Annotated in this window: 25 protein-coding genes; 12 read left to right on the top strand and 13 right to left on the bottom strand. The window is 52.3% G+C overall.

Annotated elements, in window-relative coordinates; all coding sequences use genetic code 11:
* Positions 1-119 precede the first annotated feature (119 nt).
* A complete protein-coding gene (gene manA / locus EX31_RS06970; protein ID WP_037034016.1) occupies positions 120-1301 on the bottom strand; it encodes a mannose-6-phosphate isomerase in 1182 nt (393 codons plus the stop codon).
* Between the two features lie 246 nt (positions 1302-1547).
* On the opposite strand from manA, the gene fumC reads away from it, so the two are divergent.
* The gene (gene fumC / locus EX31_RS06965; protein ID WP_037034015.1) at positions 1548-2945 is read left to right on the top strand and encodes a class II fumarate hydratase; all 1398 of its coding nucleotides are present in this window, start codon (positions 1548-1550) and stop codon (positions 2943-2945) included.
* Between the two features lie 64 nt (positions 2946-3009).
* Here fumC and tus read toward each other — a convergent pair whose 3' ends face one another.
* On the bottom strand, positions 3010-3945 hold the full coding sequence (gene tus, locus EX31_RS06960; protein WP_013575515.1) for a DNA replication terminus site-binding protein: 936 nt from the start codon (positions 3943-3945) through the stop codon (positions 3010-3012).
* A 163-nt stretch (positions 3946-4108) separates the two neighbouring features.
* Positions 4109-4657: a hypothetical protein gene (locus tag EX31_RS06955; protein WP_037034014.1), complete on the bottom strand. Its 549-nt coding sequence runs from the start codon at positions 4655-4657 to the stop codon at positions 4109-4111.
* A 309-nt stretch (positions 4658-4966) separates the two neighbouring features.
* On the opposite strand from EX31_RS06955, the gene EX31_RS06950 reads away from it, so the two are divergent.
* Positions 4967-5533, top strand: a complete 567-nt coding sequence (locus EX31_RS06950) for a DNA-3-methyladenine glycosylase I (protein ID WP_013575513.1) — start codon at positions 4967-4969, stop codon at positions 5531-5533.
* 16 nt (positions 5534-5549) lie between these two features.
* On the opposite strand, the gene EX31_RS06945 is transcribed toward EX31_RS06950, so the two are convergent.
* Entirely contained in the window at positions 5550-6512 is a 963-nt protein-coding gene (locus EX31_RS06945; RefSeq protein WP_013575512.1) for a GlxA family transcriptional regulator, read from the bottom strand.
* Positions 6513-6628: 116 nt separating this feature from the next.
* Here EX31_RS06945 and EX31_RS06940 point away from each other — a divergent pair, with 116 nt between their 5' ends.
* Positions 6629-7270: an HD domain-containing protein gene (locus EX31_RS06940; protein ID WP_037034013.1), complete on the top strand. Its 642-nt coding sequence runs from the start codon at positions 6629-6631 to the stop codon at positions 7268-7270.
* A 49-nt stretch (positions 7271-7319) separates the two neighbouring features.
* On the opposite strand, the gene yqfB is transcribed toward EX31_RS06940, so the two are convergent.
* From yqfB to EX31_RS06925, 3 genes are all read right to left on the bottom strand, one after another.
* Positions 7320-7625: a N(4)-acetylcytidine aminohydrolase gene (gene yqfB, locus EX31_RS06935; RefSeq protein ID WP_037034108.1), complete on the bottom strand. Its 306-nt coding sequence runs from the start codon at positions 7623-7625 to the stop codon at positions 7320-7322.
* Between the two features lie 537 nt (positions 7626-8162).
* Positions 8163-8525 (bottom strand): cupin domain-containing protein, encoded by a 363-nt coding sequence (locus EX31_RS06930; protein WP_037034012.1) that lies wholly within the window; start codon positions 8523-8525, stop codon positions 8163-8165.
* Between the two features lie 123 nt (positions 8526-8648).
* Positions 8649-9254 (bottom strand): transglycosylase SLT domain-containing protein, encoded by a 606-nt coding sequence (locus EX31_RS06925; protein WP_013575507.1) that lies wholly within the window; start codon positions 9252-9254, stop codon positions 8649-8651.
* 218 nt (positions 9255-9472) lie between these two features.
* Here EX31_RS06925 and EX31_RS06920 point away from each other — a divergent pair, with 218 nt between their 5' ends.
* Together EX31_RS06920 and gap are read left to right on the top strand one after the other, a co-directional pair.
* Positions 9473-10462: a GlxA family transcriptional regulator gene (locus tag EX31_RS06920; protein ID WP_037034011.1), complete on the top strand. Its 990-nt coding sequence runs from the start codon at positions 9473-9475 to the stop codon at positions 10460-10462.
* A 78-nt stretch (positions 10463-10540) separates the two neighbouring features.
* Positions 10541-11551, top strand: a complete 1011-nt coding sequence (gene gap, locus EX31_RS06915) for a type I glyceraldehyde-3-phosphate dehydrogenase (RefSeq protein ID WP_013575505.1) — start codon at positions 10541-10543, stop codon at positions 11549-11551.
* Positions 11552-11689: 138 nt separating this feature from the next.
* Here the strand turns inward: gap and EX31_RS06910 are convergent, their stop codons facing one another.
* Positions 11690-12103, bottom strand: coding sequence for a VOC family protein (locus EX31_RS06910; protein ID WP_037034010.1), 414 nt, complete (start codon positions 12101-12103; stop codon positions 11690-11692).
* Positions 12104-12304: 201 nt separating this feature from the next.
* Between EX31_RS06910 and EX31_RS06905 the strand changes: the two genes are divergently transcribed.
* The 3 genes from EX31_RS06905 (at position 12305) to EX31_RS06895 (ending at position 15788) form a co-directional block, all read left to right on the top strand.
* Positions 12305-12763 (top strand): MarR family winged helix-turn-helix transcriptional regulator, encoded by a 459-nt coding sequence (locus EX31_RS06905; protein ID WP_037034009.1) that lies wholly within the window; start codon positions 12305-12307, stop codon positions 12761-12763.
* A gap of 187 nt (positions 12764-12950) precedes the next feature.
* Positions 12951-14681 carry an MFS transporter gene (locus tag EX31_RS06900; protein ID WP_051931001.1) on the top strand — a complete coding sequence of 577 codons (1731 nt, stop codon included), beginning with the start codon at positions 12951-12953 and terminating at the stop codon, positions 14679-14681.
* A gap of 48 nt (positions 14682-14729) precedes the next feature.
* A complete protein-coding gene (locus EX31_RS06895) occupies positions 14730-15788 on the top strand; it encodes an HlyD family secretion protein (protein WP_037034008.1) in 1059 nt (352 codons plus the stop codon).
* Here the strand turns inward: EX31_RS06895 and EX31_RS06890 are convergent.
* Both EX31_RS06890 and EX31_RS06885 read right to left on the bottom strand, forming a co-directional pair.
* The gene (locus EX31_RS06890; RefSeq protein ID WP_013575502.1) at positions 15772-16800 is read right to left on the bottom strand and encodes an isopenicillin N synthase family dioxygenase; all 1029 of its coding nucleotides are present in this window, start codon (positions 16798-16800) and stop codon (positions 15772-15774) included. The genes EX31_RS06895 and EX31_RS06890 overlap by 17 nt on opposite strands.
* Before the next feature lie 177 nt (positions 16801-16977).
* Positions 16978-17859 carry an NAD(P)-dependent oxidoreductase gene (locus EX31_RS06885; RefSeq protein WP_037034007.1) on the bottom strand — a complete coding sequence of 294 codons (882 nt, stop codon included), beginning with the start codon at positions 17857-17859 and terminating at the stop codon, positions 16978-16980.
* A 222-nt stretch (positions 17860-18081) separates the two neighbouring features.
* On the opposite strand from EX31_RS06885, the gene EX31_RS06880 reads away from it, so the two are divergent.
* Positions 18082-18453 carry a YebF family protein gene (locus EX31_RS06880; RefSeq protein WP_037034006.1) on the top strand — a complete coding sequence of 124 codons (372 nt, stop codon included), beginning with the start codon at positions 18082-18084 and terminating at the stop codon, positions 18451-18453.
* Between the two features lie 197 nt (positions 18454-18650).
* On the opposite strand, the gene malI is transcribed toward EX31_RS06880, so the two are convergent.
* Positions 18651-19682, bottom strand: a complete 1032-nt coding sequence (gene malI / locus EX31_RS06875) for a Mal regulon transcriptional regulator MalI (RefSeq protein WP_037034005.1) — start codon at positions 19680-19682, stop codon at positions 18651-18653.
* Positions 19683-19936: 254 nt separating this feature from the next.
* Here malI and malX point away from each other — a divergent pair, with 254 nt between their 5' ends.
* From malX to add, 3 genes are all read left to right on the top strand, one after another.
* On the top strand, positions 19937-21550 hold the full coding sequence (gene malX / locus EX31_RS06870; RefSeq protein ID WP_037034003.1) for a maltose/glucose-specific PTS transporter subunit IIBC: 1614 nt from the start codon (positions 19937-19939) through the stop codon (positions 21548-21550).
* A 59-nt stretch (positions 21551-21609) separates the two neighbouring features.
* Complete coding sequence (locus EX31_RS06865; RefSeq protein ID WP_037034002.1) at positions 21610-22785, top strand: MalY/PatB family protein; 1176 nt, start codon at positions 21610-21612, stop codon at positions 22783-22785.
* A gap of 207 nt (positions 22786-22992) precedes the next feature.
* Positions 22993-23991, top strand: a complete 999-nt coding sequence (add, locus tag EX31_RS06860; protein ID WP_037034001.1) for an adenosine deaminase — start codon at positions 22993-22995, stop codon at positions 23989-23991.
* A gap of 64 nt (positions 23992-24055) precedes the next feature.
* Here add and EX31_RS06855 read toward each other — a convergent pair whose 3' ends face one another.
* Together EX31_RS06855 and EX31_RS06850 are read right to left on the bottom strand one after the other, a co-directional pair.
* On the bottom strand, positions 24056-25075 hold the full coding sequence (locus tag EX31_RS06855; RefSeq protein WP_013575495.1) for a bile acid:sodium symporter family protein: 1020 nt from the start codon (positions 25073-25075) through the stop codon (positions 24056-24058).
* 79 nt (positions 25076-25154) lie between these two features.
* Entirely contained in the window at positions 25155-26201 is a 1047-nt protein-coding gene (locus EX31_RS06850; RefSeq protein ID WP_037033999.1) for an oxidoreductase, read from the bottom strand.
* Positions 26202-26231: the final 30 nt, after the last annotated feature.

The raw sequence follows: 26231 nt of genomic DNA, 5'->3' as shown, positions 1-26231 counted from the left end.
TATGAAATGTCCCGAAAATAAAAAACGCCTTCCGGCGTTATTAGTCTACAGAGTGTAGCTGAATCAGCAAAAAAATCACCAAAATGGGGCGTTTAGCCCCATTTTGTTTAATCAACTGTTCATTTCGCGAGTGTATTGAACACGCGTGCTATGCGGCCGTTGCCGCTGGCAGTCACCGGTGACTCATCGGCTGACAGGAAACACGACTCACCCGGATTGAGAACCAGGGTTTGATTGTTCTTCACCAGAACGCTCTGACCCTCAATACAGAAGACAATCGCCGCGCTGTCCTGCTCCAGCGTTTGCGGTTCAGCAGAGAGGCTGTGAATTGAAAAAGCAAAATCTTCGACCGGGATCGGGAAGTTGAGTTCCGCACCTTTGACAACCGGCGTGGTCAGCAATTCAGAAGCGGGTCTGGCGTTGAATTTCAAATTCGCCAGCAGCTCAGGAATATCAATGTATTTCGGCGTCAGACCTGCGCGCAGCACGTTATCGGAGTTCGCCATCACTTCCAGCGAGACGCCTTTCAGGTAGGCATGCGGCGTTTCGGCATACAGGAACATGCCTTCGCCCGGTTGCAGGGTGATTACGTTGAGCAGCAGCGGGGAGAACAGGCCGCTGTCATCAGGATAAAATTCAGAAATACTGCGGATGGTGTCCCACGGCTCACCCTGTTGTTCATCCAGAACGGATTTCAGCACGTCCAGCGCCCGGGATTTATCTTCACCTTCCAGACTCAGCAGGCCCGCAAACAGCGTGCGCAGGTGATCAACATCCGGAGACGTCAGGAAGCTGGCAATTAACGGATGCGCACCGGCCACGGGTTGCAGTAATGAAACAATTTCGCGCAACTCGCGGAAACCGTTCATGGCCTGGAAAGGGGTCAGGGCATAAACCAGTTCAGGTTTGTGGTTCGGATCTTTGTAGTTACGCTCGGCGGCATCCAGTGGAATACCGGCAGCATTTTCTTTGGCATAACCGATTTCAGCCGCACTTTTGCTCGGGTGCACCTGAATCGACAGCGGCTGATCGGCGCACAGCACTTTAAACAAGAAAGGTAATTCGCCAAAGCGCTTAGCCACTTTTTCGCCCAGTTGCGCAGACAGTCCGGCACTTATTTGGTCGCGCAGAGAGAGGTTCTCCCCACGGGAGTTCTCAATCTGAGAGCTACATTTCGGATGAGCCCCCATCCACAGTTCAGCCATCGGACGGCCCTCTGCATCTTTAATTCCATAGAGTTTGGTCAGCGCGTCTTTGCTGCCCCAGGCGTAATTTTGTACACCGTTATGCATCTTTTGCATTGCTTCATCCTGAATAGAAAATATTGCCGACTAGTAAACAATGACGAAGGGGGCTTTACAACTGCGAAGGCCCAAAAAGTGCGGCTGGCATGCATTTTCAGATTGGGGATCGAATCCAATTATACGCCCGGCTTATATGTCACTATAATCAACAGGCCGCCAACGGATGCGTGGGAGCGCGTGCGGCAAACAGTAACCTGCAAAAAAACTGATTTATCATCGTAATAAGCATCTAAGGAGACAGTAATGGCATCTACACGCGTTGAGAAAGACTCAATGGGGCCAATTGATGTTCCGGCAGATAAACTTTGGGGCGCACAGACGCAACGTTCCCTCGAGCATTTTCGTATTTCCTCTGAAAAAATGCCAACGGCGCTGATTCACGCGCTGGCACTGACAAAGCGTGCGGCAGCCAGCGTCAATATGGACCTCGGGTTACTGCCTGCTGAGCGGGCAAACGCCATTATTGCCGCTGCCGATGAAGTGCTTGCCGACAAGCATTCTGCCGAATTCCCGCTGTCCATCTGGCAGACCGGTTCCGGCACCCAGACCAACATGAATATGAATGAAGTGCTGGCTAACCGGGCAAGTGAAATTCTCGGTGGCGTGCGCGGCGAAGAACGTAAAGTTCACCCGAACGATGATGTGAACAAGAGCCAAAGCTCCAACGATGTTTTCCCGACGGCCATGCACGTTGCGGCAGTGACTGAACTGCGCGAAACCCTGATCCCGCAGTTGAAAGTGTTGCACAAAACGCTGTCCGATAAAGCCACGGCATATCGTGACATTGTGAAAATAGGGCGTACGCATTTGCAGGATGCCACACCGCTGACACTGGGACAGGAAATTTCCGGCTGGGTAGCCATGTTGGGACACAGCCTGACGCACATTGAAAACAGCATCCCGCATATTGCCGAACTGGCGCTGGGCGGAACTGCAGTCGGTACCGGGTTGAATACGCACCCGGAATACGCCGTGCGTGTGGCGAAAGCACTGGCAGAACTGACCGGACAACCGTTTGTGACATCCCCGAATAAATTTGAAGCGCTGGCGACCTGTGACGCACTGGTTCATGGCCACGGCGCGCTGAAAGGGCTGGCCGCTTCACTGATGAAAATCGCCAACGACGTGCGCTGGTTATCTTCCGGCCCGCGTTGCGGCATCGGTGAAATCTCGATTCCGGAAAACGAACCGGGTAGCTCGATCATGCCGGGCAAAGTCAATCCGACGCAGTGCGAAGCGATGACTATGTTGTGCGCACAGGTGCTGGGAAATGACGTTGCAGTCAACATCGGCGGTGCATCCGGTAACTTTGAGCTGAACGTGTTCCGTCCGCTGGTCATCCATAACTTCCTGCAATCCGTTCGTTTGCTGGCTGATGGTATAAGCGGCTTTAACGAGCATTGTGCGGTCGGTATTGAACCTAACCGTGACCGTATTACCCAGTTGTTGAATGAATCGCTGATGCTGGTGACTGCGCTGAATACCCATATCGGCTATGACAAGGCGGCGGAAATCGCCAAGAAAGCGCATAAAGAAGGCCTGACCCTGAAAGCGTCGGCGCTGAAACTCGGCTATCTGACCGAAGAACAGTTCGACGAGTGGGTGCGGCCTGAAGCCATGGTCGGTAGCATGAAAGCGTAAACAGCCTGCTATTTACATGTGAAATGAGGTCCGGGCAACCGGACCTTTTCACGTTCTGAGTGGCTTACAGCGGATGGTCCGTATAAAGATGCAGACGTTTGATCAGCAGGCTCAGTGGCTGCGACTGCGGTTTATATTTATGCTTCACGGATGACACATCGTAATCATGCAGTTCCCCTAACTTAGGAAGTTGCATCATGGGCGAACGCAGACATAACGCAATCAGCGGCAGCGGGCAGGGGTGTTGCACCTGTTTCTGGTTGTTGCGATACCACACGCGGGCTATGGGCTGAACTTTCACCGGGCGTTTGAATTTGAGCGCCGCGTGTTCCGGCAAACGTTTCACGTCTATCATCTCGCGGTTAATATTTTCCATCCATTGCTCACGGGTATAAGGCGAGACAGCGCGTCCGGCATGCAGACTCTTTTCCAGTTGTGCCAGAACTTCATCGCGGGTCACGTTCTTAATAATATGTTTGTTCGCCCAACCAAAGCGCACGGAGTCCGGGTCATTGAGATACGTCACCGAACGGTAAGCGTTCAGCGTTATCAGGCCGCGAAGGTGGGTATGTACAAACTCAAAACGCTGTTCACGGGCGAGACCGGACTCGACGGTCACGATATGTTCCAGTTCAGCTTTCAGCTTATTCACTTCTTCAATCAACAGCAGGGCAGACTGATGCTCCGCTGCGTCCACGGCATAACACAACACACCGGGTAAACGGACGGCGGATTTACTGCTGACATTCTCGTTATTATGATGAATAAACAACCGCTGAAAATGCTGTAATGCCAGTTGCTGTGCGGTTTCGCCGGTGTGAGGCGTGACAGTGATTTTGTCCGCCGGATTATGCTCTTCGCCTTTCACTACTTCAGGCAAGGTAAATACCCGCGCCTGCAATAATTCCAGTTGCCCCAGGAAATTCCCCAAATCTTGCAATGCCATTTCCAGTTCGTTAAAACAGCCGTTCATCCGGGCAATTAAATCATAATCCGCCATAAACCCTCCGGTTAGTTACAACATACAGTTTAGGGCAAAAAGGAAAAATGTACATACCTGAATAATAGGGAAATCATAAACTTCCCCTATAAACAATTTAACCAGACAGAAACTCAATGCTTAGGATATATCAATGGGCAACCGTCCGGAGAGTTTTAGATAATCACACTAAGGTGGTGGCAATATGTTTTATTCGCTGGGTTGAAATAGGCGCTTCAATTTGAATTTCATCAACGCTGTTAAAGTCGCGAATGAGAGCACTGTGCGCCAGGGCACGAGCCTCACTAACTGGCATGCTCGCCACTAATTCAGCCGGTAAGGAAGCTAACATCGCCTCGACTAATGCATTTTGATCACGTTTGTAGTTTTCAACAAATGAAAAGCTACGCTTTCCTAATATATTGATCTCATAGAGGTATTGAAAATTTTGTTTCCCCATGAAAGTTCTCGTTTTCAGGAAAGCCTTTGCCCCTTTTTTCGTCCTGGAGGCAAAGACAGTGTTATCTCCAAATACCCGAAACTCTGTGTTATCCCGGCTGATTGTTCCAAAAAATCCCTGAGCTTCAATTATTTCCGGCCCGCGCGAATCGTATCTATAAGCACAAGAATTACCTTTGGAAATAAAGGATTGCGGAAAGGTTTGGTTCTTCTCAACTTCTTTACCGTGAGGGGGTGTTGCGGGGCTAAATATACGACCTAAACGACTAAACATGGTTCCATCCTGTTTATAAAGAAGCGTAATATAATTCCTATGCCCAAAAAGGATGATGACGTAAATCAATCTCTGTCACCGAAAAGACCTGGGGATAGAATTTCATTTATGTCAATCTGCACGAAATCATGAAGCACTAATTAGTTACAACATTCAGTAATATCGATAAATATTAAATGTGCACACATAAACATCTGTGAAATCATTAAATTCGGTGTGAAAGTCGCTGAGCAGGGTGGAGAAGAAGTTTACCCCTTCCATGCACGGATCAGGTTAGAATAAAGAACTTTCTGCTTTCAGGAGTTTGCGATGACAGATCTGATCCGTTGCCCGTGGGGCACGAGTGACCCGATGATGATTGACTATCATGATGATGAATGGGGCAAGCCGGTACGTGACAGCCGGGCACTGTGGGAAAAGCTGATGCTTGATGGCTTTCAGGCCGGATTATCCTGGCGGATCGTGCTGAAAAAAAGGGATGCCTTGCGCCTGGCCTTCTGCGATTTTATACCCGAGAAAGTCGCTGAATTTACCGAAGAAGACATCGAAAGGCTGGTGAATAACGCCGATATTATCCGCTCCCGCAGCAAGATCACGGCGGTTGTCAGCAACGCCCGGGCCTATCTGTCCATGCAGCAAGCGGGTGAAGATTTTGGTGAGTGGATTTGGGCGCAAATCGGCGGGAAAGCGATTCAGCATACCGGGCCGGTTCCGACTAAAGATGCGCTGTCTGATCAGATTTCAAAAGATCTCAAAAAGCGTGGATTCAAGTTTGTCGGCCCGACAATAGTCTATGCCTGGCTGGAAGCTACCGGCCTGATTAATACCCATCATCCGGATTGTTTCCGGCGTGCTCAGGTAGCAAAAGAAGCCTGATTTCTCGAAGGTTTTTTCAACGGGAATACTGCTTTTGATATTGTGACGGTGTCACGGATAATTGCCTGACGAACGCACGTCGCAAGATATCAACGCTGGAAAATCCGCACTGTGCCGCAACCTGCTTCACCGCCATTTCCCCCGTTTCCAGCAGTTGCCGTGCGTGAAATATCCGTTGCTGTTCCAGCCATTCTGCCGGTGATTGCCGCAGCGCCTGATTAAACAAACGCGTCAGATGGCGGACACTGATCCCCATATGAACAGCCAGGCTTTGCACATTATGCGGTTGATCGAGCGAATTCATCACCCACCGCTGTACGTCCTGTAATGCCGACCGGCCACTCAGTGACGCCTGGCCATGGCGGCTAAACTGCAACTGCCCGCCGGGACGTTTGAAGAACATCACCAGTTGCGAAGCGACATCCAGCGCGGTTTCCCGTCCAAGATCTTCTTCCACCATATTCAGGGCTAAATCCAGCCCGGATGTGACACCTGCTGCCGTTCTCAGCTCACCCTCGGCAATAAAAATAGCGTCAGCTTCGACATTCACCCGCGGATACTCTTCGCTTAGTTTTGCGGCGACGGACCAGTGTGTGGTCACGCGCCGGTCGTCAAGCAATCCGGCGGCGGCAAGTAATAACGCACCGCTGCACACGGAACCAAAACGCTTCGCATGGTGGCTCCAGGTACGGATCCCGTCTTTTAATTTTTCATCCCGCAGGAATGTTTCCAGCACGGGCGCACCTGCGACCAGAAAAGTATCGACGGCGGCAGGAAGCGGGGTTGCAAGAGTGAGATCTGCAAACAGACGCACGCCGGAAGAGGTGCGTACAACGGGATCGTCGCCAATCGCCATCACGCTCAGGGTATAAACGTCGCGGCCGCGTTGCCGGTTGGCTTCAGCGAAAACGTCCAGCGGACCGGAGACATCGAGAAGTTGCACGCCCGGCACGGCGAGAATAATGATGTGTTTTGGCATTTGAATATTTCCTGTCGCAAATGAACAATTATGTCTCATAACGTCATATTACGATGATTGATGACATTTATCTTGCCGCTTATGCTGACTCTATTCAACCCAACAGGACAAATACTATGACTCTGAACATTAAGGGTATCCGCATTCCCGACAGCAAAATGGCTCGTGAAGCAACAGAACGGGTCCGTGATATGGAATCAGATTTACTGTTTCAACATTCCAGCCGTGTATATTACTGGGCCGCGCTGGCCGGGCAACAACGTCAGCTAAAGGTTGATCATGAGCTGCTTTATATTGGCTGTATGTTCCACGATGTGGGGCTGACACACGAAAATTGCAGTTGCGATAAACGCTTTGAAGTTGACGGCGCCAATGCCGCACGCGAGTTTATGCAACAGCACGGCATCAGCACGCAGGACATCGATAAGGTCTGGACCGCCATTGCGCTGCATACCACGCCGGGCATCCCTGAATTTATGGATCCGGTGATCGCACTGGTGACTTCAGGTGTGGAAATGGACGTACTCGGCATCAATTATCAGGGCTACGATGACAGCGTACGTAATGCGGTTGTCGAAGCGCATCCGCGGACACCGGCGTTCAAGGAGGATATTATTCAGGCATTTTATGACGGAATTAAACACAAGCCGCAGACCACATTCGGTAATGTCAAAGCCGACGTCATTGCTGATAAAGAACCCGATTTTATCAAAGGAAATTTTTGTTCAGTGATCCGCAATTCGCGCTGGAATGGCTGATGAGAAGAAAAGGGCGCGTGGAGAAGGGATCCCGGCGCGCCACACGCAATTATAGAAGACGAAATTCAATCATAAACAGTGATTTCAGCCCCGGATAAATCTCGCTGATGACCTGTTTAAGTTCTTCCAGTGTCATGTTTTCCTGCACCGCGTGCTGATCGTTGAGATCGTCGAACTGTACTCCAGTGACAGCGATAATTTCAATGTTGCAGAAAAACACGTCATCTTCATAACGGCTGACGCGAACTTGATCGCCTGCCGTAAAATCCGCGTCGCTGGCTTCACGCAGGGTAATCGTTTTACGGCCAGCAAGAATATCAGCCTCGAAACGACCGTAAAAAGTGATATTTTTCATGAGGTTTCCTGCGTTAAATAGGGAGAACGTCCGGTTGATGGTATAGCGTGTGCTTCGCCCGCCGCTTACAGACTTGCGCATACAGCCGAGAGAAACGAGATCAGCCAGATGTCGCGTTGCGGTGGCTTTACTGACTTTTGCCACTTTCTGATACTGACTCGCATTTATGCCTTCGGAAAAACCGTTCTCACCGCCGTCGAGTAATCGGTTGAGTACTTTTTTCTGTTCAACTGAAAGCGCGCTGGTGTGGTAAATCTGCCAGAAACGGGATTTATCCAATACACCGGTCAGCACAAGGGCGTCAGGCGTAATGAGATCAATCCACGTCAGTGCGCGTTCAAAGCGTGCGAGGTTATCATTATTTTCTGCGGCATGAATGTCAGACACCTGGGCGATAATCACCAAAAACCTCCGGGAGGATTTCCCGTTATCAGAATAAGAACAATGTAGAGGATATAGAACGGATAATCAAAGTGCGCATAATGTATATTATGTTAAATAAGATATCAACTTACGCACCAGGCGCCATCATTTTCCTCATTCTGCCTCACCTGCTTCGTTCAACGTTTTTTCACCGTAATGAATGGCCAGCCAGATGGTCGTTCCATTCTGTTCAGTCCATTCGACGCGGTGTCTGCACAGCGACGGGATATTCACAAAGTCGCCTGCTTTCAGAATGCGCACGTCGGTTTCAGTATCAAACTTCAAACCGGCCGAACCTTGCAAGACCAGTATCCATTCGTCATGCGTCTGGCAATACCAGAATCCCGTCGGGCTGGCTTGTCCTGTGGAAATAATCCGCTCAATACGAATACCGGGTCGTGTCAGCAACTCTTCAAAGGTCTCGCCTTCACCATTGCGTGCAGCTTCAGGAATATCTGTGAATATGTTATCTGGCATTCACCACCTCCGTCCGGACTTTCAGGGTTTCAAATTGATCGCGCTACGTGAATTCTGAGAATTGAACAGCATAGTTGTACTGCAGATTTCACGTAGCACGTCCATTTTTCAGTGCTCTAAACACTATAAACCGGCATAGGCTTTTTCGACTTTGGCCATGTATCTGGGTGCCTGCGGCGCCGGATGATACTGACGAACATGCCAGTTAAAGGCTTCCGGCGTCAGTTGATTAATCATCTGGATTGCCGTCTGCCGGTTACTGGAAAACGTTCTAAGTAACGCTCCCGCACCGTTAGCATACGCGACTTCTGTGGCATAACGGCGCGTCAGCGGATCGTTAATCCAGTTAAGTTGCTGACGTTGCAATGCACTGATGTATGCCGTTCCCAGATCAATGTTGGTTTCCGGATCCAGCAAATCATCGTCGTCCGGGCAACCGCGTTTACCTTTATAACGATACGCATCGCAACCGCTGGTCGATGCTTTCAGCTGCATCAGACCAATAGCATTAGATGGACTGACTGCTTTGGGATTAAATCCGGATTCGACCTGAATGATTGCCTTCACCAGTTTACGGTCAACTTTGTATTCATCGGCAGCATCTTCAATCTCATCATCAAAGGCATGCGTGTCGTATTTCTTATAATGAGGTTTGCCCGAGCAGCCAGCCAAAATCATCAGCATAACCAACATGCTGAATTGTGAAGTTTTTTTGAATAATGAAATCATAATCTTCCAGGATCTAAATGAACGTTTCTCCGGCTGATAAGATACCGTTATCGTCACTCAGGATCATGTATTTATGAGGGATTTTCTGACATTCAACGGTATCAAAAGTGCGAAATCCTGTCCATGCGCCCTGCTTTCACGTTAATTTACTGGCTAAGTGATTCAATAACAGCATTCGCAGATTTGACTTATTTAATACACATTGTATTTTTAATGCCATGAACACATTCCTGATTATCGTCCCCGACGGGGGCATGTTATTCGAAGCAGCAGGTATTGCTGATATCCTCATGCAGGCGAATCGTCTGTTGCCTCTCCACGCCACGTCTGATTCCAAAATTGCGCCTTATCAGGTGACTGTTGCCACCACACAACCGCACCGTGTGATTCACGGTGTCTCAGGGCTTAACCTTCTCGCGGATCACCGGTTGTGCGATCTTGACCCCACATTGACCCGCGACACTATCTTAGTCACCGGTAAAGGCTTATCTGAAGAAGAAGGCTCAAACGTTGTACGCTGGCTGCAACAGGCTGCGCCGCATGCCCGCCGCGTGGTATCTGTTTGTGGCGGCGCGGTGTTGCTCGCCCAGGCGGGATTACTCAACGGCCGACACGCCACCACACACTGGCGTCTGATCGACACCCTGCAGGCACAATACCCGCAGGTGACCGTGGAACGCGGCCCGATGTATGTTCAGGACGGTCCGGTCTGGACGTCAGGTGGCGTCAGCTCCGGCTTTGACCTCACTCTTGCATTGGTCGAAGAAGATCATGGTTTCAGCATCGCTAAAAATGTAGCTCAGGATTTAGTGATGTTTCTCCGGCGTCCGGGTGGACAGTCGCAATTTAGCCGCTATCTTTTGAATCAGGCCAGCAATGGCTCTATCCGCGAACTTCAGGCCTGGTTACCTGAGAATCTCAACAGCGATTTATCTGTCGAAAACCTTGCTGAACGTGTCGCGATGAGTCCGCGAAACTTCACGCGCGTTTTCACACGCGAAACCGGCATAACCCCGGCAAAATATGTTGAGGAAGTCAGGCTGAGTGCCGCGCGACAGCTTCTGGAACAAACAACACAAAACATAGATCGTATCGCCCTCACGACCGGCTTCGGCGGCGGGCTGAACCTGCGCCGCGTTTTTGAACGAAATTTACAACTGACACCGACAGAATACAGAGAACGCTTTTGCTCCAGATATTTGGCGTAAATTGATCTTTTATTGTCATTTACGCCAACCCTCCTGCGTACTAGATTAACTGTAAAGCAGATAACTAAGGAGTTCATCATGGTCAAAGTAGGTATCAATGGTTTTGGCAGGATTGGACGGAATGTTTTGCGCGCCGCACTCGGGCGGGATGACTTCCAGGTGGTGGCAATTAATGATCTAACGGACAGTAAGACTCTCGCTCATCTTCTGAAATATGACTCACTCTCAGGCACGTTAAAAGCTGACGTCGAAGCGGGTGAAGGCGAATTACGGGTTGATGGAAAACCGGTACGCGTTTTCTCAGAAAGGGATCCCGCTGCAATTCCGTGGAGCTCTGTGGGCGTTGATATCGTTATTGAAGCTACCGGCTTCTTTACTGAAAAAGCTAAAGCGGAAGTTCACATCACCCGGGGCGGAGCAAAACGCGTCATTATTTCCGCACCGGCCAAAAATGATGACATCACCATTGTGATGGGCGTTAATGACAGCGATTACGACCCGGCAAAACACAAAGTGGTCAGCAACGGCAGTTGTACCACCAACGGTCTGGCCCCTGCCGCTCAGGTTTTGCATCAGACCTTCGGCATTGAACATGGCCTGATGAACACCACTCACGCCTACACCAACAGCCAGGCGTTGCATGATCAACCTGAAAAAGATTTACGGGGTGCGCGTGCGGCAGCGGTTTCCATTGTTCCGTATTCCAGCGGCGCAGCGAAAGCGATCGGGAAAGTTATCCCGGAACTGGACGGACGCATGACCGGTTATTCACTACGAGTTCCGGTGCCGGTGGTTTCCATCGTCGATTTAACCGTTAACCTTAAACGCGAAGCGACTGTTGAAGAAATTAACGCCGCGTTTCGCAAGGCGGCTGAATCCGGTCCGCTTAAAGGCATTCTGGGTTACAGCGAGGAGCCACTGGTGTCGAGCGATTATCGCGGTGATCCGCGTTCATCCATTATTGACGGGCTTTCAACATTGGTGATTGGCGGCAAGCTGGTGAAAATTCTCGCCTGGTATGATAACGAATGGGGCTTTTCAAACCGCCTGGTCGATTTGGCCCTGTTAATGGAAAAACGCGGTTTATAACCTCCTCTTTTCCTGCGAGAATAATGACAGACACCGCTTTATGCGGTGTCTTTTTATATGTCAAAGACGATCAGTATTTTTAATAAAACACACTGTATGTTGTAACTAATTAATTATTTCTTGGTCCAGGAACGAACGTCATTTCTCCTGCGGCCCGATGGTCATAAACGGGTTATAGGCGATTTCCCACAGATGTCCGTCCGGATCGGCGAAATAACCCGAATATCCACCCCAGAACACTTTCTGTCCCGGTTTAATCAATTTACCTCCCGCACTGACTGCCTGAGCCAGAATGGCATCCACTTTAGCTTCACTGGCCACCGTTTGCGCCAGCGCCATACCGCGAAAACCATACCCTGCCGGGCTGACTTGCGCATCTTTGGCCAGTTCATCCCACGGAAACAGAGAAAGCCAGGCACCTGCCAGTTCAAAAAAACTGACACCTTCAGAATCGATAACCACTTTTGGAAAGCCCAGTCCGTGCTGATAAAATTCGGTAGAAGCGGCCAGGTCTTTAACACCCAGCGTGATCATGTTGATGACAGGTTGCATTGTATTTTCTCCGTCAGAGGGATAAAGCAAACAGATAAAACGGCTTTCCGGACAGCATAAATAGTTTCCGGAAACTTTACTTAGATAACCCTTCCACTTGTCTCAAAATGTTAACGGCACCCGTCCTTTTCTGATAAATGTTGCTTATCGTGCTAATCTGACGTCTCAGAACCTGCTAATCCCCGACGTTGAGGATCTCCTGTGACAATATTACGCCGCCGCCCGGAAGCCACCTCTCCTGCCGTCCGTTTCCTGCCTGAAACTATTCATATCGGCCGTCAGTTGCGGACTTATTGTGATGCCCGTTTCAAAACTATTGGCCTGACACTGGCTCGCGGGCAAGTGTTATTACATCTGGAATCCGCCAGCGGACGCCTGCCTCAGGGTGAACTGACCGCGTTGCTGGAAGTGGAACACCCTACCGCCATTCGCCTGTTTGACAGCCTCGCCGAGCTGGGCCTGCTGGAACGCTGCCCCGGAGAAACCGATCGTCGTTCGAAAGATATCAGACTGACAGAAACCGGAACTGAGCTGGCAAACCAGGTACGCATCATGACGGATGACATTCTGATCCGCGTCATGGAAGGTATTCCGCAAAATGATGTGGATATCGCCCGGGGTGTTCTCGCCAGTATTACTGCCAATATCGCCGCGCTTTAATTGGCATTTTTTCTCGTTTTATAGCTTTTCCCGCCCGAAATAGTCACTTCCGTTACTGATTTGTTACTCGTTATTTTCATTTGTAAATATCACCAGTATGAATAATTGGGTAGACACCGTGGAAACGCCTTATTACATTATGTAGCAAGGTACAAATTAGTCGGGTAATGACTTACAAGGCGAAACGATGACGACGCGTTCTGATTCAGATGTCCGGCAGGATGCCGGTGAATTATCAACACGGGAAGCATCACCACCCCAGGAACAGGCAGCACAACCTGAAAAGCCCGCGCCGGTACCGCCGTCGCAGCATCACCCTTTCGCCGTTCAGGTCAGCACCGGGTTGCTGCAATATCCGCGTCTGCGGATTGTTGTCTATGCCATGGCATCACTGATTATCGGGCTGACGCAGGGGCTGGGGATTAATCTGGTCAGCTCCAACCTGCCGGGTATTCAGGGTTCGCTGGGCATTTCCAACGTCGAAAGTTACTGGCTGGTAGCGGCCTATACCGCAACCAGTGTCACCGGCACGATCCTGTTGTACAAAATCCGCACCCAGTTTGGTTTTCGTCGGTTTGGCGAATATGGCCTGCTGTTTTTCGCTGTCGCGTCAATGGCACAGACATTTACGCATGATTTTCAGACCGCGCTTGCCGTGCGTGCCGTGATGGGTTTTGCAATGGCGTCGCTCGGACCACTGGCGTTGTTTTATATGTTCGAGATCTTTCCGCCCGCTAAAAAACTGACGGCAGGATTATGTTTCGGACTGGCGGGCAGCCAGCTGGCGTTGCCGATCTCGCGCATTATTTCTCCGCATTTGTTAGATCTCGGACACTGGCATCAGCTGACGATGCTGGAGTCCGGCCTTTCGCTTATCTGCCTGACCATTATCTGGATTTTGCCACTTACCCATCCGCCGCGAGTGAAAGTGTTCGAGCGTACTGACTGGATAAGTTATCCGCTCATTGCCACCGCGGTAGCCTGTATGTCGGTGGTTCTGACCATGGGCCGTTATTACTGGTGGCAGGAAAAAGACTGGATTGGCGAAGTGCTGGTGGTCGGGATTATTGCGCTGACGCTGTCTTTTATGGTCGAGCTGAAACGCAAAAATCCGATTATCGATTTACGCTGGCTGATGACGCCGGAAATGCTGCTGTTCACCGGTTCGATGCTCTTCGTGCGCATGCTGTTGTCGGAACAAACTACCGGCATGGTCGGGTTTCTGAATCTGGTGGGATTAGTTAACGATCAGCTGATCATGCTGTTTTGCGTGATTCTGGCCGCGACTTTTGCCGGACTGGTGGTGGTCAGCATCATTCACAAAGCTAACCGGATTGTTTACATCCATCTGTTTTCAATTGCCCTGATCGCCGTCGCCTCGTTGACAGACGCCAACTCCACAGCAGATACCCGTCCGGAACAGTTTTACCTGACACAGGGAATGATCGCGTTTGCCGGAGCGATATTTCTTCCGACGTCTCTGTGGCTCGGGTTTATCCGTGCACTGCAATTCGGGCAGAGCCAGATCATCAGTTTTATTCTGGTGTTTCTCACGACCCAAAATGTCGGCGCTCAGGTGGGCAGCGCATTCCTTGGCACGATCCAAATCCTGCGGGAGAAATTTCATTCCAGCACGCTGGTCGAAAACATCAGCCTGCAAAACCCGCTGGTCGTTGAGCGTGTTTCCCAATACAGCCATTTGCTGAAACCGATATTAAACGACGGCACGCAACTGAATGCCGAAGGTCTGGCTCAGCTGAGCCAGAAAGTGACACAACAGGCCGGATTGCTGGCCTATAACGATGTTTTTATGGTGGTTTTCTATATGTCGCTGGGCTGCTTTGCCGTCCTTGTCGCGCACATTATTGCCGGACGGATGTTGATGAAGAAACGCGCAGCCGCAGAGGTTGTCGCGTAAGCACATTGTTTCTGTTAATGAACAAAAAGAGTAAAGCGGAAAAAACTGATGAAAAATATCTTTCGTTATCCATCAATTATTGTGGTGCTTTTCCTCGGCATTATCGGGGTCATGATCGTGCTGTACAGCTGGCAGTTGTTCCCGTTTAACTCTCAGGTGGAATCGACGGATAACGCGTATATTCGTGGCAACGTTACCCTTCTCAGCCCCCAGGTGTCAGGCTATATCACCGACGTCAAAGTACAAGATTTCATGCCGGTGAAAAAAGGTGACGTGTTGTTTGTGATTGATAACAGCACCTATCTTCAGGAGCTATTACAGGCAGAAGCCGCCGCCGCACAAGCACAGGTCACATTGCAAAACTTTGAGCAGAACCGCGCCTCGGGTGCCGCAAGCCTGCAACTGGCGGAGGCTGAACTGCAAAGCGCGCAGGCCGCACAAAGCAAAGCAGCACTCGATACCGGGCGTAACGGGCCTTTGCTGGAGAAAGGACTGGTGTCTAAAACAACCGGTGACGAACTTCATGCGGCGCTTTTGACTGCACAGGCAAACGTTGCCAAAGCACATGCCTCCGTGAATATCGCCCGGCAGGATCTGGCCCTGGTGGATGCAAATAAAGCTTCGCTGGCCGCCGCGTTAAAAGCCGCACAGGCGAAAGTTGAAGTGGCACAAATCAATCTGCAGCATACGCAGATCGTTGCCCCTTCAGACGGTCAGCTCGGTGAAGTCAGCGCACGACTCGGGCAGTACGTCAGTGCCGGGACACAACTGACCTCGGTTACGCCGAAACAGGTCTGGGTGACTGCCAATTTCAAAGAGCGCCAGCTGGCGGGCATCGTTATCGGCACACCGGCGACGTTCACTGTCGACGCCCTGAACGATCACCCATTTAAAGGGCATGTGGTACGGATTTCCCCTGCGGCAGGTTCGGAGTTTAGCGTTCTCAAAGCGGATAACGCGACGGGTAACTTCACCAAAATCTCACAACGTATCGCGGTGCGCATTGAACTGGAACCGGGACAGCAGCAAAGTAACCGTCTGCGTCCGGGCATGTCCACCATGGTCAGCGTAGATACTGCACAGGCCCCGGTCAGCCAGCAGTATTAGCCCCGGGGAAATCAGAATAATAGCGCTGTGCCACGTCAGGATGTGAGCGCAGCCGCCCTTTCAGATAATTGAAACCCACATCGCGGAATAACGGATTCAGCGGATCGCTGGCCTCTCCCCGCGCTTCCTGCGCCAGTTCTGCGGGCAACGGGAATAATGGCACAACAGCATCAAGCTGAGCGCCGAGGAAAAATGCCAGCGACAAGCGCTCGCCGCCTTCCGGTGGCGAGACAACCCGATGTACCGTAGCGCGCAGATAGCCGTTGGTGGCAAGTTCCAGTAACTCCCCGATATTTACCACCAGCGTATCAGGGACCGGAAACGCGTCGATCCACTGGTTTTCTTCCACTTCAACCTGTAAACCACGCTGTTCATCCTGCAAGAGAAAACTGAGGAATCCTGAATCCTTGTGCGCACCGACCCCCTGATTTCCGGCGCCCACCGTGCGCCCCGGATAACGAATCAGTTTGATATGTTCATTGGGCTTTACGCCATACAGCGGATCAAACGCGTCTTCCGGCAGTTTCAGCGCCAGGGCAAAAGCCCGCAGCAGACGCAGCGACATGGCCGTCATCTCCCGTTGCCAGCGCAGTAACAGCGGGCGCAATTCCGGCAATGCTTCCGGCCATTGATTCGGCCCCTGCAATCTTGCCCAAGCAGGCGTACTCTCTGTCACCGGCAGTTTTGGCCGCTCGGCACCGAGATCAAACTGTTCGCGCCAGTCCGGCTGACCCCGGGTAATCTCCGAGGCGGCCCGGTTATAACCGCGAAAGTGTGGCGAGTTGATCATCGCCACAGCCAGTTTGTCTTCCTCGGGCAGTGCAAAGAATTGTCGGGCAACCCGCTGAACATCCTTCAGTAACTGCGCATCAACGCCATGATTTTTCAGATAGAAAAAACCAATCTCACGCGCGGCATAACGCAGTTGCGCAAGGAACGCTTCCCGCTGTCCGGGCGTTGCAGAAAACTGACTGAAATCGATCAGAGGGATAGAGGGGGATGTCTGACTCATCGCGTAGTCCGCCGTGATGTTATTAATAATTATCAACGCTATCACGGTTGCCGGATGACAGACCAATAGCCAGATGGTCTGGTTTATACTTCAGGGTTATGAATGAGAGGCAGAAAACAGCCAGCCCTTCCGTGGACAGGCCGCTGATTTATTCACAAATTTCTAATGACTTAAGACTTAAGACTTATTGCCAAGATAGTGATACACCACCGCCAGATCCTTCCCGCCATAACCGCCATCGACCGCACCCTGCCAGGTCTGACTGATACGTTTCATCACCGGCAGTTCAAGATTACTGCCCGCTTCCAGCGCCAGATTGATATCTTTCAGGGCCCAGGTCAGCTGCATCTGCGGGGTGTAATCACCGCTTTTGAACATCTCCATTTTGCCCCTGATATACGGCGCAGCAAGCGGACCGCCTTCCAGCACATTCCACAGATCGTCGGGGGTGAAACCCAGCGCTTCGGCAAGTTGCGTAGTTTCTGCAATACCTTCCATCATGGCAATCAGCCAGGCATTGACCACCAGTTTCATTCTGGATGCACGCCCGGCTTCGCCCAGCCATTTTGTCGCTTTGGAAATGGCGGCAAATACCGGCTCAATAGCCGCACCCGCTTCGCGATCCCCGCTGGCCAGCACCACAATTTGCGCCTGCTCGGCCGGTGCTTTCGTCCCGGAAACCGGTGCATCAAAGAACACCACATCAGGACGCAGCGTTTTAATCAGCGCCATCAAAGATTCCGTCGCGTCTACGCCGAGCGTTCCCATTTGAGCGATAATGCCGCCCTGTTTCAGGCCGGCAAGCAAACCGTTGTCACCCTGATAAACGTCAAGGGACGTTTTGCCATCGGACAGCATTGTAATCACCACATCCGCCCCTTCAGCGGTTTCACGGGGTGTCCGGCCGCGTGTCGCACCGGCTTTCACCAAATCATCACCCCGTGAAGCCGTCCGGTTCCAGACGCGGGTATTGAACCCTTTTTTGATCAGGTTAGCGGCGAACGCGTGCCCCATTGCGCCCAGCCCCAGTACGGCGACCGTGGGTTGTTGCTGACTCATGCCTGACTCCTTACGTAAACAATGTATGTTGTAAAAAGGCTAACACCCCGGCGCGCTGTCCGGGGCATTGGCTTCTGTAAGCGAATGCAACAGAAAGGCTGATATTACTTAACCTCTGCTGAGTAAGTGGCGTAACATACGCGCTTTCGCGCCTGGCGTTTAATATTGATTTATTCAGGCAGCTTATGATTTGACTGATAATTTTCAGGAGTGGCAAGCATTATGAGTAAAGTTGTTTTGATCGGGATTGTTTCAGTCATTTTCGTTTTGATGGTGCTGATGTTGGGCTCAGTGTATATCTACCCGTGGTGGATGCAGCGCTCCACAGAAGGTGCGTGTGCCGATATCAGCAAGGACAATGCCATCGATACGGTCACCCGTGATTACATGGAAAACCGTATCCCTAACTGGGGCAATGATAAAGACAACATGGGCACGTCGGTGCCGGTTCTGAATTTCATCAGCGATGACGCTAAAGAAGACAAAGGGACCTATAACATCCCGTTCAGCGCGAAAGGTCCGAACGGCACCCTGGGTTATGTCGCGCACTTTAACTGTTCCAATCACTACGTGAAATATTCGACGGTGGAATAAATCCAGACGAACACCCTGGGCTTGCGGCTGTGACCCCGCCCGCTGGAACACCGACTCCGGCAACAGCGCGCAGTGAGAAAAATGCAGGATTCCAGGGGGTTCGTTTCAAATTCTTTGAGCCACTGTGGGCGGCAACCCACAACCTTGACCTGGATTCTAAATTTAAAAGCGCTCCGGAGCGCCCGCTCAGGCATCAGCTAAGCCGATTCCCTCTCCACCAGCCCCGGTGGCACAATAATATTCTGCGCTTCCAGATTCTGCCCGCCAATCCTCAGCAACAAGCGCCTGGCCGTTGCGTGGCCAATTTCCCGTGCGGAGTTCGCAATGGAGGTCAGCGGAGGCTCGGTCAGCTCCGATTCCGGTGCATCTTCCATACCTATCAGGGCAATTTTTTGCTGGAAGAAACTGTCTACTGCCCCGCCGCCGACTTGTGCGCCGGTGCGCAGAACGCCGAAATAGGCACCCAGTGCGACGGAAGATTTATGGCAGACAATCGCGCTGATTTTCGGATAGCGGGATAATAAGGTTTCGGCAGCATCGGCGGCACATTTTTGCTGATAGTCACATTCGATAATCCATTCAGTGCGAAATGGCAGACCGTATTGCAGCAGTGTGGCGCAGAAGCCGCCGAGGCGTTCGGCGCGGGTTAACGAATTGCTCAATCCGCCAAGATAGGCGATTTGTTTGTGGCCCTGTTTGATCAGATATTCCGTGGCCATTTTCGCCGCAAGCATATTATCGGGACGGACAACGTCCACCCCCTCAATGCCGCCGGAGCGCGCGGCGCAAATCAACGGGACGCCATGTTCTTCGGCCTTTTCTCTCAACCCACCGAGGGTATTCACGCCACCGGCGATCACAATGCCGTCCACGCCGTGGGTCAGCAACGTATCGAAACAACGCATCAGCCCTTTACCGGACGGGCCGCTTTGCAGCAGAAATAACACTTTGCCCTGCGCTTCAAACATCTCACTGAGACCGGCGGTCATTTCGGCATAAAACGGTTCACAGATATCGCGGACTATCAGCCCGACCACGCCGGATTCTCCGCCGCGCAGCGTACTCGCCTGCCGGTTGCGCACAAAACCCAGCGCATCAACCGCCCGGTTAACCCGTTCTGCGGTTGTCTGGGAAATCCGTCCCTTGCCGCTGAGCACCAGTGAAACCGTGGTCACGGACACTCCCGCGTGCTGCGCCACATCTACGATCGTGATTTTTTTAGGGTTCATCGGGTGTTGCCGTTGATTTGAAATGCCATGAAACAGGATCCCTGCCCGCCCGCTTTACTCGAAGGCTGGAATAATTAGCGTGGTCAGACAGTTATACCTAATTCCACTCTTTGAGTAAAACGTTTAACCTTCCTTTCACCAGCGTAGTGCAAGCATCATTAAATATTGTGAGGTACGACACGTATTATTTAGGTAAAACGTTTTATCTTAGCCGCCATCAAAAGCAGCTTAATAAAACAACTCATGGAGCGGGTATGCCTGCAAATAAAAAACAACGTGTCACACTTTGGGAATTCTTCCAAAGCCTGGGGAAAACTTTCATGCTTCCGGTCGCCCTGCTGTCGTTCTGCGGCATCATGCTGGGCATCGGCAGTTCGTTAAGCAGTCATGATGTGGTGACGCTGATCCCCGCATTAGGGAATCCGATCCTGCAACTGGTTTTCGTCTGGATGAGCAAAGTCGGATCGTTTGCCTTCAGCTTCCTGCCGGTAATGTTTGCTGTCGCTATCCCGCTGGGCATGGTGCGTGAAAACAAAGGTGTGGCGGCTTTCTCCGGCTTCGTCGGTTTCGCCGTGCTGAATCTGGCGATTAACTTTTTCCTGACCGCCAACGGCACATTGCCGACCGTCGACCCGATGGTGCTGAAAGCCAATAATATCCAGATGATCCTCGGCATTCAGTCTATCGACACCGGTATTCTGGGCGCAGTAATTGTCGGTATCATCGTGTACATCCTGCACGAGCGCTACAACACGATCCGTTTGCCGGATGCGCTGGCCTTCTTCGGCGGCACGCGTTTTGTCCCGATTGTCACCACTGTGGTGCTCGGTCTGGTCGGTTTGCTTATCCCGCTGATCTGGCCTTTCTTCGCTGCTGGCATTAACGGTCTGGGCCGCCTGATTCAGGGCGCAGGGGTATTTGGTCCGATGATTTTCGGTTCCGGCGAGCGTCTGCTGTTACCTTTTGGTCTGCATCACATTCTGGTTGCACTGATCCGCTTCACCGAAGCTGGCGGTACGCTGGATGTCTGTGGTCGCGAAGTCAGCGGCGCGCTGACCATCTTCCAGGCGCAGCTTTCCTGCCCGACCACGCACGGTTTTTCTGAAAGCGCGACACAGTTCCTTTCTCAGGGCAAAATGCCTGCGTTCCTCGGCGGCCTGCCGGGTGCTGCACTGGCGATGTACCACTGCGCGAAACCTGAAAACCGTCATAAAATTAAAGGCCTGCTGATTTCCGGCGTGGTTGCCTGTGTGGTTGGCGGCACCACTGAACCGATCGAATTCCTGTTCCTGTTTGTTGCGCCGGTTCTGTACGTGATCCACGCCATTCTGACCGGTCTGGGCTTCACCATCATGTCGGTTCTGGGTGTAACCATCGGCAATACTGACGGCAACATCATCGATTTTGTGGTCTTCGGTATCCTGCACGGCACTGCCACCAAGTGGTATCTGGTGCCGGTTGTGGCGGCTATCTGGTTCGCGGCTTACTACGCTATCTTCCGCTTCTCCATCACCCGCTTTAACATTAAAACCCCGGGCCGTGAATCTGAGAACATGCCTGCTGCCGCTGCGGTGCCGTCTTCCAGTAAATCTGGCTACAACGTGCCGGTTATTCTGAGCGCGCTGGGCGGTGCCGGTAATATCGTTTCTCTGGATAACTGCATCACCCGCCTGCGTCTTTCCGTGGCAGATATGTCGCTGGTTGACGATGCCACGCTGAAAGCCAACCGCGCCATCGGTGTTGTGCATCTTAACGAACACAATCTGCAGGTGGTGATTGGTCCGCAGGTGCAATCAGTGAAAGATGAACTTGATTACCTGATCCGCACCGCGGCGAGTCAGCCCGCGCCGGAACCGGCTATCGCGTAACTATGATTAACAGGGCGACTCCGGTCGCCCTTTTCTGCTTTATTCAGGGAGTGAAAAGAATGACTTTTGATTTCTCCACCGTTACCGACCGTCATGGCACCTGGTGCACCCAGTGGGATTACGTCGCTGACCGTTTCGGCAGCGCAGACTTACTGCCATTTACCATCTCCGACATGGATTTCCCTGCCGCGCCCTGCATTCTCGATGCGCTGCAAAAACGTCTGCAACACGGCGTGCTTGGTTACAGCCGCTGGCATCACGATGATTTCCTCGGCGCGGTGGCGCACTGGTATCAGCAACGTTTTAACAGCCAGATTGACCGCGAAATGGTGGTTTACGGCCCGTCAGTGATTTACATGGTTGCGCAACTGATCCGCCAGTGGAGCCAGCCGGGCGACGGCGTGGTGACATTTACGCCCGCCTATGACGCCTTCTTCAAAGTTGTGGATGGCAATCAGCGCCGGATGCTGGCCTGTCCGCTGATTAAAAACGCTAACGACTGGGCACTGGACGCAGAACATCTGGAAAGCCTGCTGGCGCAACCGGCCTGCTCTTTGCTGTTGCTGTGCAGCCCGCATAACCCGACCGGTAAAGTCTGGACGCGTACAGAACTGGCGCTCATCTCAGAACTTTGCGAACGCCACCACGTGCGGGTGATCAGTGATGAAATCCACATGGATATGGTCTGGGGCGAAAACCGCCATACGCCGTGGAATGAAGTCGCACGCGGCGAATGGGCGCTACTGACCTCCGGCTCGAAAAGTTTCAACATCCCGGCGCTGACCGGCGCTTACGGCCTGATCAGCCATCAGGCCCCGCGCGAGGCGTATCTGCATCAGCTAAAATCCTGCGATGGCTTATCGTCTCCGGCAGTGCTGGCCATTCATGCGCACGTTGCCGCGTATCATCACGGTGAACCCTGGCTTGACGCGCTGCGGGAATATTTACAGGGCAATCTGCAATACGTTGCGCAACAACTGAACGCCGCCTTCCCGCAGCTCAACTGGCAGCCGCCGCAATCCACCTATCTGGCCTGGATTGATTTGCGCCCGCTCGGGCTTGACGATAATCAACTGCAAAATGAGCTGATCGAACATCAAAAAGTCGCCATCATGCCGGGTTATACCTACGGTGAAGAAGGCAACGGCTTCCTGCGCCTGAATGTTGGCTGTCCGAGATCGAAGGTGGAAGCGGGTGTTGAAAAATTAATCAATGCTATCAGGGAGTTGGTCTAAGCTCCTCCCCCTGCGAAGGGGGAGGACGGGAGAGGGTTTTAAGGGCAAACACCTGGTCGATTCACACTTCAACCTCCTGATATTTCTTTAATACCCCACCCCAACCCTCCCCTTCGCAGGGGAGGGAGCAAATTCAAAACCCTTCTTGTTGCGCAACTAAATACAGTTATAATGCCCCGCACATTTCAATAATAATGAGTGCACACCATGATCGACACACGCCTTCCCCTGACCGACATTCACCGCCACCTTGATGGCAACATCCGCGCTCAAACCATTCTCGATTTAGGCCGTCAGTTTAACCTGACCTTGCCTGCCAATGAACTTGAAGCCCTGCGCCCGCATGTCCAGGTGATGCATACCGAACCGGATCTGGTGAGTTTTCTGCAGAAACTCGACTGGGGCGTAAAAGTGCTGGGCGATCTCGATGCCTGCCGCCGTATCGCCAAAGAAAACGTTGAAGATGCGGCGCGGGCCGGTCTGCATTATACCGAGCTGCGTTTCTCCCCGTATTACATGGCGATGAACCACAAACTGCCGGTCGCTGGCGTGGTGGAAGCGGTGATTGAAGGGATCCGCGAAGGTCAGCAACATCATGATATCGATGTGCGTCTGATTGGCATTCTGAGCCGTACCTTTGGTGAAGATGCCTGCCAGCAAGAGCTTGAGGGTTTGCTGGCGCACCGCGACGGCATTACCGCACTGGATCTGGCCGGTGATGAACTGGGTTTCCCCGGCAGTCTGTTCCTCAGCCACTTTAACCGTGCACGTGACGCAGGCTGGCGCATTACCGTGCACGCCGGTGAAGCCGCAGGGCCGGAAAGCATCTGGCAGGCGATCCGCGAGCTGGGCGCAGAGCGTATCGGCCACGGTGTGAAAGCCGCACAGGATCCGGAACTGATGGATTTCCTGGCGAAGCATCAGATTGGTATCGAATCCTGCCTGACTTCCAACATACAGACCAGCACCGTTGCCTCTTTTGAGCAGCATCCGCTGGCGATTTTCCTGCGTCACGGCGTGCTGGCTTCCATCAATACCGATGACCCGGCGGTTCAGGGCATTGAGATTGCTAACGAATATAACGTCGCCGCACCGGCTGCCGGGCTGACGCCAGACGAGATCCGCAAGGCACAGGAAAACGGCCTGACCATGGCGTTCCTGACCGATGCTGAAAAGCAGGCCATTCGCGACAAAGTAGCGGCGTAACGCTTTCTGTGATAATAAAAAAGGGCGGGAATAATCTCCGCCCTTTTCTTTTTGATTCAACCTGTTAAACCGTTTTTACTTCTTCTTTCTTCAGCAGTGCTGCGGCTTCTTCACGTGCCACACGTTTGGCATAGCGTGAGGCCAGTACCGCGCACACCATCAACTGGATCTGGTGGAAAATCATCAGCGGCAGCACCATCGCCCCTACGGCGGCAGCCGGGAACAGCACGTTCGCCATCGGAATACCGTTCGCCAGACTCTTCTTCGACCCGCAGAACACAATGGTGATTTCATCTTTGGTGTTAAAGCCAAACAGACGCGCCACGTAAGTGTTGATGATCAGCACAATAGTGAGCAGAACAACAGAACAGCCGAGGATCGCCAGCAGCGACCAGCCGTTGATCTGATGCCAGATCCCCTGCACCACCGCTTCACTGAACGCCACATATACCACCAGCAGAATCGATGAACGGTCAGTGACGTTGACGATTTTCTTGTGACGCTGTACCCAGCCGCCAATCAGCGGACGACAAAGATGCCCGATGATAAACGGCACCATCAGTTGCAGCACAATAGAACCGATGGCATGCAGGGTGTCAGTGGTGCCGCCCTGTGTATGCATCAGCAGGCCGACCAGCACCGGCGAGAGGAACACGCCAAGAATACTGGATGCCGACGCGCTGCAAATGGCCGCCGGAATGTTACCGCCCGCCACCGAAGTATAAGCAATCGCAGACTGCACGGTCGCAGGTAGTGCGCAGAGATACAGGAAACCGTAGTACAACGTCGGCGTCAGGATCCCTACCGGCACCAGCCATTTCATGCCCAGACCGAGCAGCGGGAACAACGCGAAGGTGCTGAGGAACACCACAACGTGCAGACGCCAGTGGCTGATACCCGCCATGATCGCTTCACGGGAAAGCTTCGCACCGTGCATAAAGAACAGCAGCGCGATAGCGGCCGTGGTCAGGTAACCGAAGAAGGTTTTATAAATGCCTTCACACGGGAAAAATGAGGCGACCACGACAACACAAACCAGGATCAGCAAAAACTTGTCGATTTTCAGACGTTGTAACCAGGACATGAACCTTCCTTGCAAAGTGAATAACAAATGAAAAATAAAAGTGCCACCAAAGTGACACTTAAGAAGCGTAGACGACGTGTTAGTTCTTGATGACTTTCAGGGTCGCCTGTTGTTCTGAGGACTGCATCCCCAGTTCGAGCATTTCCATCACACGGATAGCATCCGCCGCCGGAACCGGATTGTCGCCCTGTCCGTTAATGGCATCCCGCACCCCGGCATAATAAGCCGGGTAATTGCCCGGAATGGTCAGCAGCGATTTTTCCGCCAGTACGCCCTCGTGGCTCAGCGTAATCACACCATCGCGCTTGTCGAATCCCCAGTCAGGCTGTGGCAGACGTTCACCGGCTTTCAGACGATCTTCCTGCGGATCCAGCCCGAATTTCACGTAGCTGCCCTTTTCGCCCTGCACGATAAAACGCGCAGTTTCGGCAACCGCATACACCGTACTGTGCAACACCACGCGACGGCGCGGATAGGTCAGCACCGCGTTGAAATAGTCCACGGCTTTACCGCCGGGGCGCAGTACAGCCAGATCCGCCTGCAACGTTTCCGGCAGTCCGAACAATTGCAGCGCCTGATCCAGAAGATGCGAACCCAAATCGAACCAGATGCCGCTGCCCGGCGCATCACTTTCACGCCAGCGCTGCTGAACCTGCGGTTTGTAACGATCGTAATGGGATTCGAAATAGACGATATCGCCGAGCGCACCTTCTTCAATCAGCGTTTTAACCGTGAGGAAATCCGAATCCCAGCGACGGTTATGAAATACTGACAGCACCTTGCCTTTTTCACGCGCCAGCGCGTCAAGCTCGCGGGCTTCCTCAAGTGTTACGGTAAAGGGTTTATCCACGATAACGTGCTTACCCGCTTCCAGCGCCAGTTTCGCCAGCGGGAAATGGGTGGTATTGGGCGTCGGGATCACCACCAGATCAATGGACGCATCGGCAAACAGCTTTTCCGGCGAATCTACCACCTCCACATTGGGCCAGTCCGCATGGACTTTGCCCGCATCGCTGCTGGAAACCACCGCCAGCTCAAGGCCGGGCGTGCCATCAATCAGGGGTGAATGAAAGGTTTTACTGGCGAAGCCGTAGCCGACGAGGCCGGTACGCAGGGTCTGGGTCATAGGATTTCCTTTATTTAACGGTCTTACCCG

Origin of the sequence: Rahnella sp. WP5 (assembly GCF_000745615.1) — a bacterium.
GTDB classification, from domain to species: domain Bacteria; phylum Pseudomonadota; class Gammaproteobacteria; order Enterobacterales; family Enterobacteriaceae; genus Rahnella; species Rahnella aceris.
The sequence above is the reverse complement of the archived record's forward strand: the minus strand, read 5'-3'. Positions and strand labels throughout refer to the sequence as shown.

What these genes read in the sequence shown, in the direction of transcription:
- manA (WP_037034016.1), bottom strand. Translation starts at nt 1,301, where the DNA reads ATGCAAAAGATGCATAACGGTGTACAAAATTACGCCTGGGGCAGCAAA.
- fumC (WP_037034015.1), top strand. Translation starts at nt 1,548, where the DNA reads ATGGCATCTACACGCGTTGAGAAAGACTCAATGGGGCCAATTGATGTT.
- tus (WP_013575515.1), bottom strand. Translation starts at nt 3,945, where the DNA reads ATGGCGGATTATGATTTAATTGCCCGGATGAACGGCTGTTTTAACGAA.
- EX31_RS06955 (WP_037034014.1), bottom strand. Translation starts at nt 4,657, where the DNA reads ATGTTTAGTCGTTTAGGTCGTATATTTAGCCCCGCAACACCCCCTCAC.
- EX31_RS06950 (WP_013575513.1), top strand. Translation starts at nt 4,967, where the DNA reads ATGACAGATCTGATCCGTTGCCCGTGGGGCACGAGTGACCCGATGATG.
- EX31_RS06945 (WP_013575512.1), bottom strand. Translation starts at nt 6,512, where the DNA reads ATGCCAAAACACATCATTATTCTCGCCGTGCCGGGCGTGCAACTTCTC.
- EX31_RS06940 (WP_037034013.1), top strand. Translation starts at nt 6,629, where the DNA reads ATGACTCTGAACATTAAGGGTATCCGCATTCCCGACAGCAAAATGGCT.
- yqfB (WP_037034108.1), bottom strand. Translation starts at nt 7,625, where the DNA reads ATGAAAAATATCACTTTTTACGGTCGTTTCGAGGCTGATATTCTTGCT.
- EX31_RS06930 (WP_037034012.1), bottom strand. Translation starts at nt 8,525, where the DNA reads ATGCCAGATAACATATTCACAGATATTCCTGAAGCTGCACGCAATGGT.
- EX31_RS06925 (WP_013575507.1), bottom strand. Translation starts at nt 9,254, where the DNA reads ATGATTTCATTATTCAAAAAAACTTCACAATTCAGCATGTTGGTTATG.
- EX31_RS06920 (WP_037034011.1), top strand. Translation starts at nt 9,473, where the DNA reads ATGAACACATTCCTGATTATCGTCCCCGACGGGGGCATGTTATTCGAA.
- gap (WP_013575505.1), top strand. Translation starts at nt 10,541, where the DNA reads ATGGTCAAAGTAGGTATCAATGGTTTTGGCAGGATTGGACGGAATGTT.
- EX31_RS06910 (WP_037034010.1), bottom strand. Translation starts at nt 12,103, where the DNA reads ATGCAACCTGTCATCAACATGATCACGCTGGGTGTTAAAGACCTGGCC.
- EX31_RS06900 (WP_051931001.1), top strand. Translation starts at nt 12,951, where the DNA reads ATGACGACGCGTTCTGATTCAGATGTCCGGCAGGATGCCGGTGAATTA.
- EX31_RS06895 (WP_037034008.1), top strand. Translation starts at nt 14,730, where the DNA reads ATGAAAAATATCTTTCGTTATCCATCAATTATTGTGGTGCTTTTCCTC.
- EX31_RS06890 (WP_013575502.1), bottom strand. Translation starts at nt 16,800, where the DNA reads ATGAGTCAGACATCCCCCTCTATCCCTCTGATCGATTTCAGTCAGTTT.
- EX31_RS06885 (WP_037034007.1), bottom strand. Translation starts at nt 17,859, where the DNA reads ATGAGTCAGCAACAACCCACGGTCGCCGTACTGGGGCTGGGCGCAATG.
- EX31_RS06880 (WP_037034006.1), top strand. Translation starts at nt 18,082, where the DNA reads ATGAGTAAAGTTGTTTTGATCGGGATTGTTTCAGTCATTTTCGTTTTG.
- malI (WP_037034005.1), bottom strand. Translation starts at nt 19,682, where the DNA reads ATGAACCCTAAAAAAATCACGATCGTAGATGTGGCGCAGCACGCGGGA.
- malX (WP_037034003.1), top strand. Translation starts at nt 19,937, where the DNA reads ATGCCTGCAAATAAAAAACAACGTGTCACACTTTGGGAATTCTTCCAA.
- EX31_RS06865 (WP_037034002.1), top strand. Translation starts at nt 21,610, where the DNA reads ATGACTTTTGATTTCTCCACCGTTACCGACCGTCATGGCACCTGGTGC.
- add (WP_037034001.1), top strand. Translation starts at nt 22,993, where the DNA reads ATGATCGACACACGCCTTCCCCTGACCGACATTCACCGCCACCTTGAT.
- EX31_RS06855 (WP_013575495.1), bottom strand. Translation starts at nt 25,075, where the DNA reads ATGTCCTGGTTACAACGTCTGAAAATCGACAAGTTTTTGCTGATCCTG.
- EX31_RS06850 (WP_037033999.1), bottom strand. Translation starts at nt 26,201, where the DNA reads ATGACCCAGACCCTGCGTACCGGCCTCGTCGGCTACGGCTTCGCCAGT.